Annotated in this window: 11 protein-coding genes; 4 read left to right on the plus strand and 7 right to left on the minus strand. The window is 73.5% G+C overall.

Going from position 1 to position 13214, the window contains the following annotated elements; all coding sequences use genetic code 11:
- Positions 1–31: 31 nt before the first annotated feature.
- On the minus strand, positions 32–1933 hold the full coding sequence (locus ACFQ6N_RS11215; protein ID WP_380648501.1) for an amino acid transporter: 1902 nt from the start codon (positions 1931–1933) through the stop codon (positions 32–34).
- Between the two features lie 378 nt (positions 1934–2311).
- On the opposite strand from ACFQ6N_RS11215, the gene ACFQ6N_RS11220 reads away from it, so the two are divergent.
- The 3 genes from ACFQ6N_RS11220 to ACFQ6N_RS11230 all read left to right on the plus strand — a co-directional run bounded on the left by ACFQ6N_RS11220 (position 2312) and on the right by ACFQ6N_RS11230 (position 6371).
- On the plus strand, positions 2312–3937 hold the full coding sequence (locus ACFQ6N_RS11220; protein ID WP_380648502.1) for a N,N-dimethylformamidase beta subunit family domain-containing protein: 1626 nt from the start codon (positions 2312–2314) through the stop codon (positions 3935–3937).
- 255 nt (positions 3938–4192) lie between these two features.
- Positions 4193–4936: a polyprenol monophosphomannose synthase gene (locus tag ACFQ6N_RS11225; RefSeq protein ID WP_380648503.1), complete on the plus strand. Its 744-nt coding sequence runs from the start codon at positions 4193–4195 to the stop codon at positions 4934–4936.
- Positions 4937–5072: 136 nt separating this feature from the next.
- Positions 5073–6371 carry an aromatic acid exporter family protein gene (locus ACFQ6N_RS11230; RefSeq protein WP_380648504.1) on the plus strand — a complete coding sequence of 433 codons (1299 nt, stop codon included), beginning with the start codon at positions 5073–5075 and terminating at the stop codon, positions 6369–6371.
- A gap of 62 nt (positions 6372–6433) precedes the next feature.
- Here the strand turns inward: ACFQ6N_RS11230 and ACFQ6N_RS11235 are convergent, their stop codons facing one another.
- The 6 genes from ACFQ6N_RS11235 to ACFQ6N_RS11260 form a co-directional block, all read right to left on the minus strand.
- Entirely contained in the window at positions 6434–6883 is a 450-nt protein-coding gene (locus tag ACFQ6N_RS11235) for an SRPBCC domain-containing protein (protein WP_380648506.1), read from the minus strand.
- Between the two features lie 4 nt (positions 6884–6887).
- Entirely contained in the window at positions 6888–7361 is a 474-nt protein-coding gene (locus tag ACFQ6N_RS11240; RefSeq protein WP_380648508.1) for a VOC family protein, read from the minus strand.
- A 125-nt stretch (positions 7362–7486) separates the two neighbouring features.
- Complete coding sequence (locus ACFQ6N_RS11245) at positions 7487–9493, minus strand: phosphocholine-specific phospholipase C (RefSeq protein WP_380648509.1); 2007 nt, start codon at positions 9491–9493, stop codon at positions 7487–7489.
- A 30-nt stretch (positions 9494–9523) separates the two neighbouring features.
- Positions 9524–10960, minus strand: coding sequence for an endonuclease/exonuclease/phosphatase family protein (locus tag ACFQ6N_RS11250; protein WP_380648510.1), 1437 nt, complete (start codon positions 10958–10960; stop codon positions 9524–9526).
- Between the two features lie 303 nt (positions 10961–11263).
- The gene (locus tag ACFQ6N_RS11255; RefSeq protein WP_380648511.1) at positions 11264–11530 is read right to left on the minus strand and encodes a metal-sensitive transcriptional regulator; all 267 of its coding nucleotides are present in this window, start codon (positions 11528–11530) and stop codon (positions 11264–11266) included.
- A 94-nt stretch (positions 11531–11624) separates the two neighbouring features.
- The gene (locus ACFQ6N_RS11260) at positions 11625–11972 is read right to left on the minus strand and encodes a PRC-barrel domain-containing protein (protein WP_380648512.1); all 348 of its coding nucleotides are present in this window, start codon (positions 11970–11972) and stop codon (positions 11625–11627) included.
- 408 nt (positions 11973–12380) lie between these two features.
- Between ACFQ6N_RS11260 and ACFQ6N_RS11265 the strand changes: the two genes are divergently transcribed.
- Positions 12381–13196: an SAM-dependent methyltransferase gene (locus ACFQ6N_RS11265; RefSeq protein WP_380648547.1), complete on the plus strand. Its 816-nt coding sequence runs from the start codon at positions 12381–12383 to the stop codon at positions 13194–13196.
- The last annotated feature ends 18 nt before the right edge of the window (positions 13197–13214 follow it).

Here is a 13214-nt window from a genome sequence, read left to right on the forward strand (position 1 = left end):
CGGGCCGCGCGGCCTGGCGGCCGGACGCCGCTCAGCCGACGTGCACGGCCGGGCGGCGTGAGCGGTCCGGTTCGGCCTCGCGCAGCACCTCGCGGGTGACCGGCGCGATCTCGCCCTGTCCGAACAGGAAGAACCGCAGGAACTGGGCGAACGGGTTGCCCTCGGTCCACTCGAAGTAGATGTGCGGCTGCTGCCCGGTGAGGTCGCGCACCTGGAGCAGCAGGGCGGCCAGCGCGTTGGGCACGCTGGAGCTCTGCAGCGAGAGCACCCGGTAGCGGTCGTGCAGCACCTCGCCGCGCACGGTCAGTTCGGCCTCGAAGTCGGACGGGTCGAGCACGGTGACCTCGACGAAGACCAGGTCGTCCTCGGGCGGGATGTCGTTGTCCCGGCGGATCTGGTGCATCTTGTCGCGGTACTCGGCGAGGTCCCGGTTGTTCGGCTCGTTGGCGATCAGGCGCAGCGGGCGGTGCGTGTAGTCCCGGACGAAGCGCTCCGCGACGTCGTCCAGCACCACGTCGGTGACGCGCAGTTCGAAGGCGCGCTTGAGCCGGGAGAGGAAGGAGACCAGCATGATCCCGGCGATGAAGCAGGCGCCGATCTTGACGCCGTCCGGCCGCTCGGCGATGTTGACTGCGGTGGTGTAGAGGAACACGGCGGCGATCACCGCGAAGCCGACCCGCCAGCCGTGCTGCCCGGCCTTGTGCGCGGCGATGGTGACGGCGATCGCGGCGGAGCTGATCAGCACCAGGACGCCGGTCGCGTACGCGCCGCCCTGGGCGTCCACGTTGGCGTCGAAGATCCAGGTGACCAGGAACGCGATCAGGGTGAGGACGATGACGGTCGGCCGTACGGCGCGGGCCCAGTGCGGCGCCATGCCGTAGCGGGGCAGGTAGCGCGGCATCAGGTTGAGCAGTCCGGCCATCGCGGAGGCGCCGGCGAACCAGAGGATGGCGATCGTGGACAGGTCGTAGATGCTGCCGAAGGTGCTGCCCAGGTACTCGTGGGCGATGAAGGCGAGTGCCCGCCCGTTGGCCTGTCCGCCGGGCTTGAACTGGTCGGCGGGGATCAGCAGCGTGGTGATGAAGCTGGTGGTGATCAGGAAGCAGCTCATGATCACGGCGGCGGTGGTGAGCAGCTTCCGCGCGCCGCGGATCCGGCCGGTGGGCTTCTCCTCGGTGTCGTCCGGGTCCCCCTCGATGTGCGGCATCACGGCGACGCCGGTCTCGAAGCCGGACAGGCCGAGCGCCAGCTTCGGGAAGACGGTCAGCGCGACGCCGATCATGGCGATCGCGTTGCCGTGCTCGACGGTCAGGGCGTCCGTCCAGTCGCTGAACACGTGCGGGGCCTTGAGCACGTGCCAGAGCCCGTTGCCCACCACCACGACGTTCAGGGTGAGGTACACCGCGACCAGCACCACGGCCAGGCCGATCGCCTCGCCGAAGCCCTTGAGGAAGACCCCGCCGAGCAGGGCGATCATGATCAGGGTCAGCATGACCTGCTTGCCGGTCAGCGCGCTGTGCAGGTGCGGGTTCTCCACCAGGTGGGCGGTAGCGTCGGCGGCGGAGAGGGTGATGGTGATCATGAAGTCGGTGGCGGCGAAGCCCAGCAGGGTGAGCACGAAGAGCTTGCCCTGCCAGAACGACAGCAGCCGTTCCAGCATCGCGATCGAGCCCTGGCCGTGCGGGCTCTCCTGGGCGACCCTCCGGTAGACGGGGAGCGCGCCGAGCAGGGTGACGAGGACCAGCACGATGGTCGCCAGCGGTGAGACCAGGCCGGCCGCGAGCGCGGCGATGCCGGGCTGGTAGCCGAGGGTGGAGAAGTAGTCGAGGCCGGTCAGGCACATGACCCGCCACCAGCGCTGGCCCTTCACGTGCGGTGCCTCGGCGTGCGGGCCGGGGTGCTGCTTGGCCATGTCGGCCAGGCCGTCCAGCATCCATGCCCGGAACCGTCCGCCGCTCGTCCGGGACGGCTCCCCCGGTTCGGCCGAACCCGACGACACCACGCGCACCCCTGTCCACAACTCGGCCGGGCCCGTACGGCCCGGCTCCCCGGTGGCCGCCGGACGGCGGGCCTGGTCAGGCTAGGGGACCGGTTCGCCGCCGCCCGGGATGCGTGCGGGCCGACACGCCAGGGTGCGCCCGTACGGCCCTCCCGGGTCGCGTACCGCGTCCGGCCGTGCCCGGGGCCCGGCGCGTTGGCCGGTGCGCGCCCTCCGGGACGGGTGAGGATGTCCGTCACATTGACGCACTAGGTTGACGCACCGGACCGGTGCGGGCCGGTCGACACATCTGCGAACCACAGGGAGGCCGCGGTGACGGTACCGAGTCGGCGGGGAATTCTGGGCCTGGGCCTGCTGGCGGCCGCCGCCACGTCCTGCGGCACCCGTGACGCGGACCCGGCGCCCGCCCGACGCGCCTCCGCCGACCGGCCGGCCGCCCCAGGCCCCGGCACGGGCTCGGACGGCAGCGCGGCGGGCGGCACGGGCCCGAGCGGCCCCGCCCAGGCCCGGCACACCGGGCCGGCGGACGGCCTGGCGCACGAGCAGTCCCTTCCCGGGACGCCCGGCTGGGAGATCACCGACCCCGGACCGGCCTCCGCCATCGAGGGCTTCGCCGACCGGGTCAGCGTCCTGCCCGGGGAGCCCTTCGGCCTGCACGTCTCCACCCCCGCCGCCGCCTTCACCGTCTCCGCCTACCGGATGGGCTGGTACGGCGGCGCCCGCGCCCGTCTGGTCTGGCGCCGCGAGCACGTCCCCGGCGCCGCACAGCCCGCGCCGCGGGTGGACCCGGTGACCCGCACCGTGCTGACCGGCTGGCAGCGCACCCTCTCCGTGGACACCGCCGGCTGGCCCGAGGGCGCCTACCTGCTGCGGCTGGACACCGAGGACGGCGTCGGCCACCGCTACGTTCCGCTGACCGTCCGCTCGGCCGCCACCGCCGGGAAGACCGTGATCATGAGCGCGCCGGCCACCTGGCAGGCCTACAACGAGTGGGGCGGCCACAGCCTCTACAACGGCCCGACCGGCGGACTGGCCACCCGTTCGCTCAAGGTCGTCTTCGACCGGCCGTACGACTACGACCACGGCGCCGGGCTGTTCCTGGTCTACGAGGCACCGCTGATCGCCCTCGCCGAGCGGCTGGGCCTGCCGCTCGCCTACACCACCGGCATCGACGTGGCGCGGGACCCGGGGCTGCTGGCCGGCGCGGCCTCGGTGGTGTCCCTGGGCCACGACGAGTACTGGTCCCCCGAGCAGCGCGCCGGGGTGGCCGCGGCCCGCGACGCCGGGACGAACCTGGCGGTCCTCGGTGCCAACTGCTGCTTCCGCCGGGTCCGCTTCGAGCCCACCGAGCTCGGCCCCGACCGCACCGTGGTCTGCTACAAGGACGCCTGGGCGCAGGACCCGGGCCACCAGGCGGGCGCCCCGGCGACCACCGACTTCCGGAGCGGCCCGGGCGCCGACCCGGAGAGCTCGCTGCTCGGCGTGATCTACGACGGCTACCCGGTGGACGCCCCGTACGTGGTCACCTCGCCCGGCCACTGGGCCTTCGAGGGGACGGGCGTCACGGCGGGGGCGTCCTTCCCGCACCTGGTCGGCGTCGAGTACGACCGGGTGAACACGGCCTTCCCCACCCCGCGCCCGATCGAGGTGATCGCGCACTCCCCCGTGGTCTGCGAGGGCCGCCGCTCCCACGCGGACACCGCGTACTACACCGTGCCGAGCGGCGCCGGGGTGTTCGCCTCCGGCACGATGCGCTGGGTCGAGACCCTGGACGCCAACGGCCCCGGCGGCGGCAAGGCCGACCACGGCATCGACGCGCGGGCCGGGGACCTGGTCCGCAAGGTCACCGAGAACGTCCTGCGCGCCTTCGCCGCCGGCCCGGCGGGCCGCACCCGCCCGGCCCAGGACAACCTCGCCGCCGTCTACGGCGGCGCGTAGCGGACCGGGCCGACCGGCGCGGACCGGCTGGGGCGGGGCTCGGCCGAACCGGCTGGTCACAGCCGGTACCGCATCGTGATCGAACGGCCTTTCGGCCGCCTGGCGGACCCACCGGCCGCGCCCCGAGCGACCCGCCCGCCGCAGGAGCCGCCGTACGCCCCGGATAGACTCCCCCGGTCCGATTCAGCGCAGCCGCCCGGGTACACCGACCGGTCGGCACTCGTGTCGACCGACAGGTCACGGGGGAAACAGAACATGGTCGAGGCCTCCTCGAAGGTCGTCGTGGTTGTCCCGACGTACAACGAGCGGGAGAACCTCCCGGTCCTCGCGGGCCTGCTCGCGGAGCTGCCGGTGCCCAACCTGCACCTGCTGGTGGTCGACGACAACTCGCCCGACGGCACCGGCGAGATCGCCGACAAGCTCGCCGCGGACTCCGACGGCACCGTCGGCGTGCTGCACCGCACCGAGAAGAACGGCCTCGGCCGCGCCTACCTGGCCGGCATGGCCCGCGCCCTCGACGAGGACGCCGACGTCGTGATCCAGATGGACGCCGACCTCTCGCACCCCTCCTCGGCGATACCCGAGATGGTGCGCACCCTGCTCACCGACGACACCGCCGTGGTGATCGGCTCCCGCTACGTGCCCGGCGGCTCGACCGCCGCCGAGTGGCCCTGGCACCGCAAGGCCCTGTCGGCCTGGGCCAACCTCTACGTCAACACCATCCTCGGCCTGGGCGTCCGGGACGCCACCGCCGGGTTCAAGGCCTGGCGCGCGACCACCCTGCGCGCCATCGACCTGCCGACCGTGCAGAGCAACGGCTACTCGTTCCAGGTCGAGATGAACTACCGGGTGGTCAAGCGGGGCATGACGATCCGCGAGGTGCCGATCCGCTTCGAGGAGCGGATCGAGGGCGCCTCCAAGATGAGCATGGGTGTGCAGGTCGAGTCCGCCCTCGCCCCCTGGAAGCTGCGCTTCAACCGCGACGACCAGGCCCGCTAGTCCGGCCGGCCGAAGGGCGGCAGGAGGGCCGCAGAAAGGCCGCAGAAGGGCCGGAACCGGCCGTCCGCCCGGGCAAACGGGTGCCGGGCGGGCCGATGGACGGTGTGAACGGCGGCTGCGGGGAAAGAAGGGCGACATGGCCCTTCTCCCGGAGTCACTCACGGCCCTGATCCGCCGCGGCGCCCGAGAGCCCTTCGTGGTCCAGACCGTCCGGGCCACCGTCGCGGCCACCATCGCCTACGCGGTCGCGACGCGGCTGAGCAGCGAGCCCGCCCCGCTCACCGCGCCGCTGACCGCCCTGCTGGTCGTCCAGGTCACCGTCTACTCGACACTCAAGACCAGCGTCCGCCGGGTCACCTCGGTGGTCGTCGGCGTGCTGATCGCGATCGGTTTCAGCGCCGTGGTCGGGCTCTCCTGGTGGAGCCTCGGACTGATCATCCTGGCCTCGTTGGTCGTCGGCCGGTTCGTCCGGGTCGAGGAGTTCGTCCAGGAGGTCGCGATCAGCGCGATGCTGATCCTGGGCGTCACCAAACTCGCCTCGCAGGCCTGGGACCGGGTGCTGGAGACGCTCATCGGCGCCTGCGTCGGCCTGCTGTTCAACCTGCTGTTCGCCCCGCCCGTCTGGGTGGACACCGCCGGGGAGTCGATCGAGGACCTGGCCCGGCGGGCCCGGCGGCTGCTGCAGGACATCGCCGAGGAGCTGGGCAGCCCCACCCCGGTCGCCCGGGCCGCCGAACGGCTGCACGAGGCCCGCCGGCTGGACCAGGCCATCGCCGAGGTGGACGCGGCGCTGCGGCAGGCCGAGGACAGCCTGCGGTTCAACCCCCGGATCAGCGAGGGGTTGCTGTCCCGGCTGGTGCTGCGCACCGGGCTGGACACCCTGGAGATCTGCGTCGTGGTGGTGCGGGTGCTGGCCCGCTCGCTGACCGACCTGGCCAAGCGGCGCACCCCCGGCGAGCGGCTCTTCCCGCCGGACGTCGCGGTGGGCCTGGAGGAGCTGTTGGAACACGTCGGCGGGGCGATGGTGAGCTTCGCGGTGCTGGTGACCACCCAGGTGAGCCGTGACGCCGAGGAGGCGGAGGGCCGGCTGGCCGCCGAACTCGCCGCCGCCTGGGCCTGCCGGGAGAACGTCGCCCAGGTGCTGCTGCGCAAGGTCCAGGAGCATCCGGAGGCCTGGCAGCTGCACGGCTCGATACTGGCCGAGGTGGACCGGATCCTGGACGAGCTGGACCTGGAGCACCGCGGCCGGCGGCTGATGGAGGAGCTGGACCGCGCCTCGGTGGCGAACCGGGAGCGGTTCGCGCGGTTCGCCGGGCTGCGCCGCTTCCTCCGCGGCGAGCGCCGACCGGGGCGGGGATCGGGACGGGGGCCCGGGCGGGGGCGGGGCCGGGAGCGGGGAACGACGGAGCGCCCGGCCGCGGAGGCCGGGCGCTGACCCGCTCCCGGGCGTCGCGGCATCAGTGCGCCGCGGCATCAAGTCGTCAGGACGTCAGGGCATCAGGGCATCAGCCAGGGCTGCTGCGGGAGCGGGTGCCCGGTCTCCAGGTAGGTCTTGAGGTTGGAGAGCACCGCCGACCAGCCCTGCTCGGCGTCCGCCCGTTCGGCCTCGTTTGCGAGGTCGCCGTGGGTGACGGTGAGCCGGGTGAGGTCGTGCCAGCCCTGCAGCTCGAAGATGACCCGGGAGGGCCCGCGCGGGCGCCGCTCCTCCGGCCCGGCCCAGGTGGTGACCAGCCGGTGCGGGCGGTCGGCGGTCTCGACGGTGCCGATGACGTCGGCGATCCCGGACCCGTCGGCGCGCTGGTGCTCCCAGGGCGCGCCGGGCAGCCAGGTCGAGACGTTGCGGTGACCCCAGTAGAGGCCGGACTCGTCGGCGTTGGTGAGCGCGTGCCAGACCCGCCCGGGGGTGGCGCGCAGGTAGACGACGGCGCGGTGGGTGCGGGCGGTCACCGGATCAGCCCCGGGCCGCGTCGAGCAGCGACCGGATGTCCAGCTTCCCCATCCGCAGCATCGCCGCCGTCACGCGGTCCGCCGCGGCCCGGTCCTCGCCGCCGACCAGGTCGAGCAGGACCTTCGGCGTGATCTGCCAGGAGAGGCCGAAGCGGTCCTTGAGCCAGCCGCACGGGCCGGGTTCGCCGCCGTCGGCGGTGAGCCCGGCCCACAGCCGGTCGACCTCCTGCTGGTCCTCGCACTCCACCTGCAGCGAGACCGCCTCGGTGAAGGTGAACACGGGCCCGCCGTTGAGGGCCACGTACTCCCGTCCGGCGAGCTCGAAGTCGACCGTCATGACCGAGCCGGCCGGGCCGGGCCCGGCCCGGCCGTGGCGGGTGACGCGGGTGATGCGGGAGTCGGGGAACAGCGAGGTGTAGAAGGTGGCGGCCTCTTCGGCCCGGTCGTCGAACCAGAGGAAGGTGCTGATCTTCTGCATGGGTCCGACGCTAGGGCAGGCCCTATCCGCGGGCTCCGACAGCGGGGCCGAGCCACGGCCGGGGGTCACCGGTTCGGCGCCCCCGGGCGTGGCCGGGCCGTCGGCCCGCGATCGTCGGAGACCCCTCAGTGCATCCAGCCCGCGTAGCGCCGGACGAACCGCTGGCCGGTGTGCGCGGTGACGACGACGTCGTAGCGGCCCTGCTTGTCCAGCGGCCAGGTCACGGAGGTCTGCTTGCCGGGCTTGACCCAGACGGTCTGCGCGCTGCCCGCGAAGTCGTTGGGCGCGGCGGTGAAGGCGACGTCGGTCATCCCGTCGTTGGCCAGTTGGAGGACGAGCTTCCCGTTGCCGCGCAGGTCGGCGGTGACGATCGGCACGCCGATGTCGTTCTGGCCCTCCCGGCCGCCCTGGCCGTCCCGTACGACGGTGCCGGCGAAGCGGCGGACGAAGCCGTCCGGGCCGTGGACGGTGAAGTCGTAGCGGCCGTCGGTGGCGGCGGCGTCCCAGACGTACCGGGCGGTGGCGCCGGGGGCGACAGTGTAGGGGGTGCCCGCGAAGGGGAGCAGGATGTTCGGGTAGACGGTGTACGGGAACGCCACCGAGCCGTCGTTGCTCATCGTGCAGGTGACCGCGCCGGTGGTGCGGTCCACCTCCGCTTCGGCCCACGGCTGGTACGGCAGCGGGCGGTGCGGGCGCTCGCCGCGCTCCTGGACGGGCATCGACTGGGCGCCGACGGCCGGCAGCACGACGCCGGGCAGCTTGGTGCCCGCGTCGGCCTTGGCCATCAGGGCCTTGGTGTCGGGCAGTTTCGGCAGCGAGTGGTCCGGGGCGGCGAAGTCGAAGCAGCTGGTGAGGTCGCCGCAGACGGCCCGGCGCCAGGCCGAGATGTTGGGCTCGGCCACGCCGGTGACCAGCTCCATGAAGCGCAGCACCGAGGTGTGGTCGAAGACCTGGGAGTCGACCCAGCCGCCGCGCGACCAGGGCGAGACGACCCAGAGCGGGACGCGGTTACCGAGGCCGATGGCCCGCCCCTGGGTGAACTCCTCGGGCGTGCCGGGCTCGGGGGTGGGCGGCACCATGTGGTCGAAGTAGCCGTCGTTCTCGTCGTACATGACCAGGAAGACGGTGTGCCGCCAGACGTCCGGGTTGGCCATCAGCGACTGCAGGGCCTGGTCGACCCAGTGCGCGCCGTAGGCCGGGCCGGCTTCCGGGTGCTCGGAGAACAGGTAGGGCGCGACCAGCCAGGAGACGGTCGGCAGGGTGCCGTCCTTGCAGTGGCGGTCGAAGTCGGTCGGGTCGAACTTGGTCATCGCGTTGACGTAGCGCGGGTCGTCGTGCGGGAACGCGTGGAACTGCTTGAAGTAGGAGAGCGCGTTGTCGTCGTAGTCGCCGGTGCGGTCGTCCTTGCTGGGGTTGTGGTAGACCCGCCAGCTGACGCCGGCGGCCTGGAGGCGCTCGGCGTAGGTGGTCCAGTCGGCGACCGGGTTGTCGGTGACCGGGGTGTTGTCGATCCACGGGCCGGTGGTGCCGTCGCGGCCGGGGCCGGAGGTGCCGGTCCACAGGTAGAGCCGGTTGGGGTCGGTGGGGCCGGCGAGCGAGGTGAAGTAGGCGTCGCAGACGGTGAACGCGTCGGCCAGGGCGTACTGGTAGGGGATGTCGTCCCGGGTGAAGTAGCCCATGGTGCGCTCGCCCTTGGCGGCGATCCACTTGTTCATCGCGCCGTTGTTGATGGCCTGGTGCCCGGTCGCCCAGTCGTGGGGGAGGCCGCCGGCGTTCTGCGCGTTGTACTTGGCGGTGTCCATCCGGTACGGCAGCATCGCGCCGCCGTCGCTGCGGCGGCTGTCGGGCTGGCGGAACACGTCGCCGCCGTCCGGGAACTGCAGCGCCTGCTTGTCACCGAAGCCGCGGACGCCGGCGAGGGTGCCGAAGTAGTGGTCGAAGGAACGGTTCTCCTGCATCAGGACGACGACGTGCCTGACGTCCTTGATGGTGCCGGTGAGCGGGGCACCGGTCGTGGCGCCGGGCGCGGGGGTGGGGGCGGCTTCGGCCGGGGCGGCTGCCAGGCCGGTCAGGGCGGTGGCACCGACCGCTGCGGTGGCGCCGACGAAGGTGCGGCGGGAGAGCTCGGGCATGACGGACTGGCCTCTCGGAGCTGGAGGTTCTCAGAGCTGGAAGGTGGCGACGGCCGCGGCGGTGTCGGAGGGCCACTCGTTGGCGGCGGCGTTCGGCTCGGGCTGCGGCCAGTCGGCGACCAGGGTGTGCGCCTCGACCAGCTTGAGCGGGCCGGCGTACTGGACGTAGTCGACGCGGTCCTGCGGCTCGGGCCGGTCGCCGCGCCGCTTGCGGGTGGGCGACCAGGTGGCGCCCGGGGCCTTCGCCGGGTCGCGGTACTCCTCGCGGAAGGTGTCGGTCAGTCCGGCGGCCTCCAGGGCCACGGTGACCGGCCAGGCGAGCGGGCCGGCGCCGTGGTGCGCGGCGGCGGTGGCGGCCGTCCAGTCCCGGTGGGAGGGCGAGGAGAGCGCACCGGCCAGGACGACCGGGGTGCGCCGGGCGATGTCCGCGCGCACGGCGGCGGCCAGCGCCTTGGCCTGCCTCGCCCGTAGCGAGCCGTTCTCGGCGGCCTCCGCCTGAGCGGCGGTGGCGCCGTCCTGGACGGCGTAGGGGCCGTAGCCCGCCTCGTCCAGGTGCGCGGCCCAGAAGCGGACGGTGCGACCGCCGGGCAGCCGGAGGGTGGCCGCGGCGGCGGGCAGGTCGGCCGTGGGCCCGGTGACGTCCGAGAGCGGGTGGCGGCTGAGGATGCCGATGCTGCCCGGGCTCTGGTAGGCGTACCAGCCGAGGGCGTCGGCCAGGGTCTTCGCCCGCTCCCCCGCCGTCTCCTGGAGGGCGAGCACGTCCAGGCCCTGGGCGAGGACCACGCGCAGTTGCTTCTCCAGCGCGTCGGTGTGGGACGCGCCCGCGTCGTGCAGGTTCCAGCTCGCGGCCTTGAGGCGCGGCGGGGCGGCCGGGTCCACGACCGGGACCAGGACGGTGACGGTGTCGGTGGCGCCCGTGCTGTCCTTCACCCCGACCACGACCACCTCGGGGTTGCGGCCGGGGGTGGCGGGAGCGGTGCCGCCGAGCGTGCCGTCGGCGCTGACGGAGGCCCAGGCCGGGCCGCTCAGCTTGCGGTAGGAGGCCGAGCCGGGGGCGTTTCCGGCCGGACGCGACCACAGCCCGCCGAGCCTGACCTGCACGGCGGCGCCGGGGGCGACGGGCGTGGCGGTGAAGGAGTCGACGGCGGCGTGCGGGCGCACCACGGCCGGCTTGGGGCGGAAGCCGAACGGGGCGGCCTGGGCGAGGATGCCGTAGCCGTCCTTGGCCAGGAGGTAGGCGGTGTACGGGCCGCCGGTCAGCGCGGAGGTGTCGAGCTGGACGTCGCCGGAGGTGCCCGGGACGTACTTCCACAGGAGCGAGCTGCCGTTGCCGGGCTGCCTGCTGCCGTCGTAGATGCCGACCCAGTTCTTGGCGTCGGGGGCGTCCGTGCTCCAGTGGAAGGTGAGCCGGTCGCCTTCGGTCGGGTCGGTGGATGCGGTGCGGGTCAGGGCGCTGCCTGCGGCCACGGTTGTCCTGTCCGCCGCCCCGGGGCCGGGACCGCCGGGGGACGGTTCCTCGGGGCCGGGTGCGGCTGGTCACGGAGGCTGGGAGGGGGAGGGCGCGCCGCAGCGGCTTGTACAGGACAGTTGGCTGTACAACTGCGGGCGCGCTCATTCATCCGAAACCCGGCGACCTGCGGATGAACGACGCATGACGGAGCGTCGGGCGGTACGGGAACTTCCGCGCACACACGACGAGGGCCGCGACGGATCGTCCGTCGCAGCCCTCCTGCGGCACTGCCGCCTCCGCTGCCGTGCACCCTCCCCCGGTCAGGCCAGGGTGAGGAACAGCTTCTCCAGCTCGGCCTCGCTCATCGGCGCGGCGTCCTCGTCGGCGGCGGCCATGCACTGGCGCATACCGCTCGCGACGATCTTGAACCCGGCCCGGTCCAGGGCGCGCGAGACGGCGGCGAGCTGCGTCACCACGTCCTTGCAGTCCCGGCCCGCCTCGATCATCGCGATCACTCCGGCCAACTGGCCCTGCGCGCGACGCAGCCGGTTCAGGACCGCGCCGACCGCCTCCTCGTCCACCTGCATGTCGGGGCCGCCTTTCACATCGACTGTCGATGGACAACTGTACCCGGTGGGGTATTCATTCCCGGGACCGGCGGCGGCCGGTGCGACGTGGGCGTCAGCGCCGGGCCAGACGCCGCTCGCCGCCCGCGCCGGTCGCGTACGGCAGCTCGTAGTGCGCGAACACGGCGGGTTCGTCCTCGGCCGGCAGGATGTCGTCGGTGCCGATCGCCGGAGCCTGCCTGACCTGGTTCTTCGAGTACGCCACCCGCACGTACTCCGGCCCCACCACCGCACCCTCCAACGGTACGAACACCAGGCGGCGGCGCCCGGCCCAGCCGACCGTCACGGTGGCGAAGAACGGCTCGTCGGTCGCGGTCTCCACGTACACCGACTCCAGCGAGCCGATCCGGTGGTCCTTCTCGTCGACCACGGCGTGGCCGCGCCACTCGCGGATGTCTGCCATTGCGATCACCACGGCCCGGACCTCCCGTCGCCCGACGTTCAGCTGCCCCCGGTCCTCCATCCTGCGCCGGGCGGGGCGGGGGCGCGCGCCGACGGGAGGCGGGGGCGGAGGGGGCGGAGGGGGCGGAGGGGGCCGGGGCGGAACGAAGCGGGGGCGGAGCCGGGACCGGAGGCGGGACCGGGAGCGGGCTCGGAGGCGGGGCTAGACGAAAGGGACATACGGGGGTGACCCGACCAACCGGCGGCAAGGCCATGACCTGGGCTTTAGGCTGTCCGCCAGCAAGGCCGTGAGCGCCGGACCGTGAACAGGTGAGCCACAAGTGGGTCATCCGACGTATGGACTCATGAAGGCGTTCCGAACGTGACGGGTTTGACAGGCAGAGGGGCGGCAGCCGTGGGATACGAGGACATGTGGGAGCCCGGCGGAGCCGCGACCGCGGCCGACCTGCGGCCCGACATCCCGCACCCGGCCCGGATGTACGACTACTACCTGGGCGGCAAGGACAACTTCCCCGCCGACCGGGCCGCCGCCGAGAAGGCGCTCGCCGCCAACCCCGAGTTCCGCTCCACCGCCCGCGCCAACCGGGGCTTCCTCACCCGCGCGGTGCGCTGCGTCGCCGACACGGGCACCGACCAGTTCCTCGACATCGGCACCGGCATCCCGACGGCCGGCAACACCCACGAGATCGCCCAGGCCGCCGACCCGGGCGCCCGCGTCGTCTACGTCGACAACGACCCGATCGTGCTGAGCCACGCCCGTGCCCTGATGGCCGGCGCGGGGCCCGGCCGGACCACCGTGATCCAGGCCGACCTTCGCCGCCCGGCCGACCTGCTGGACGCCGTCCGCGCCGCGGACCTACTCGACTTCTCCCGGCCGGTCGGCCTGGTCCTCGCGGCCGTCCTGCACTTCCTCCGGGACGAGGACGAGCCCTACCGGGCCGTCGCCACCCTGCTGGACGCACTGCCCTCCGGCAGCCACCTGGTCCTGTCCCACGGCACCGCCGACTTCATCCCGCGCGAGATCCGCGACCGCGTCACCGGCGTCTACGACAAGGCCACCGCACCGCTCGTCGGCCGCTCGCGCGAGGAGGTCCGCACCTTCTTCGACGGCCTCGACCTCCTCACCCCCGGCGTGGTCACCGTCCCCCTCTGGCGCCCGGACACCGCCCCCGCCCACGGCGCCGACCGCGTCAGCATGTACGGCGCGGTGGCCCGCAAACCCTGACCCCAGCCGCCGGGGCGC

It is taken from the genome of Kitasatospora sp. NPDC056446 (assembly GCF_042796115.1).
GTDB lineage: Bacteria > Actinomycetota > Actinomycetes > Streptomycetales > Streptomycetaceae > Kitasatospora.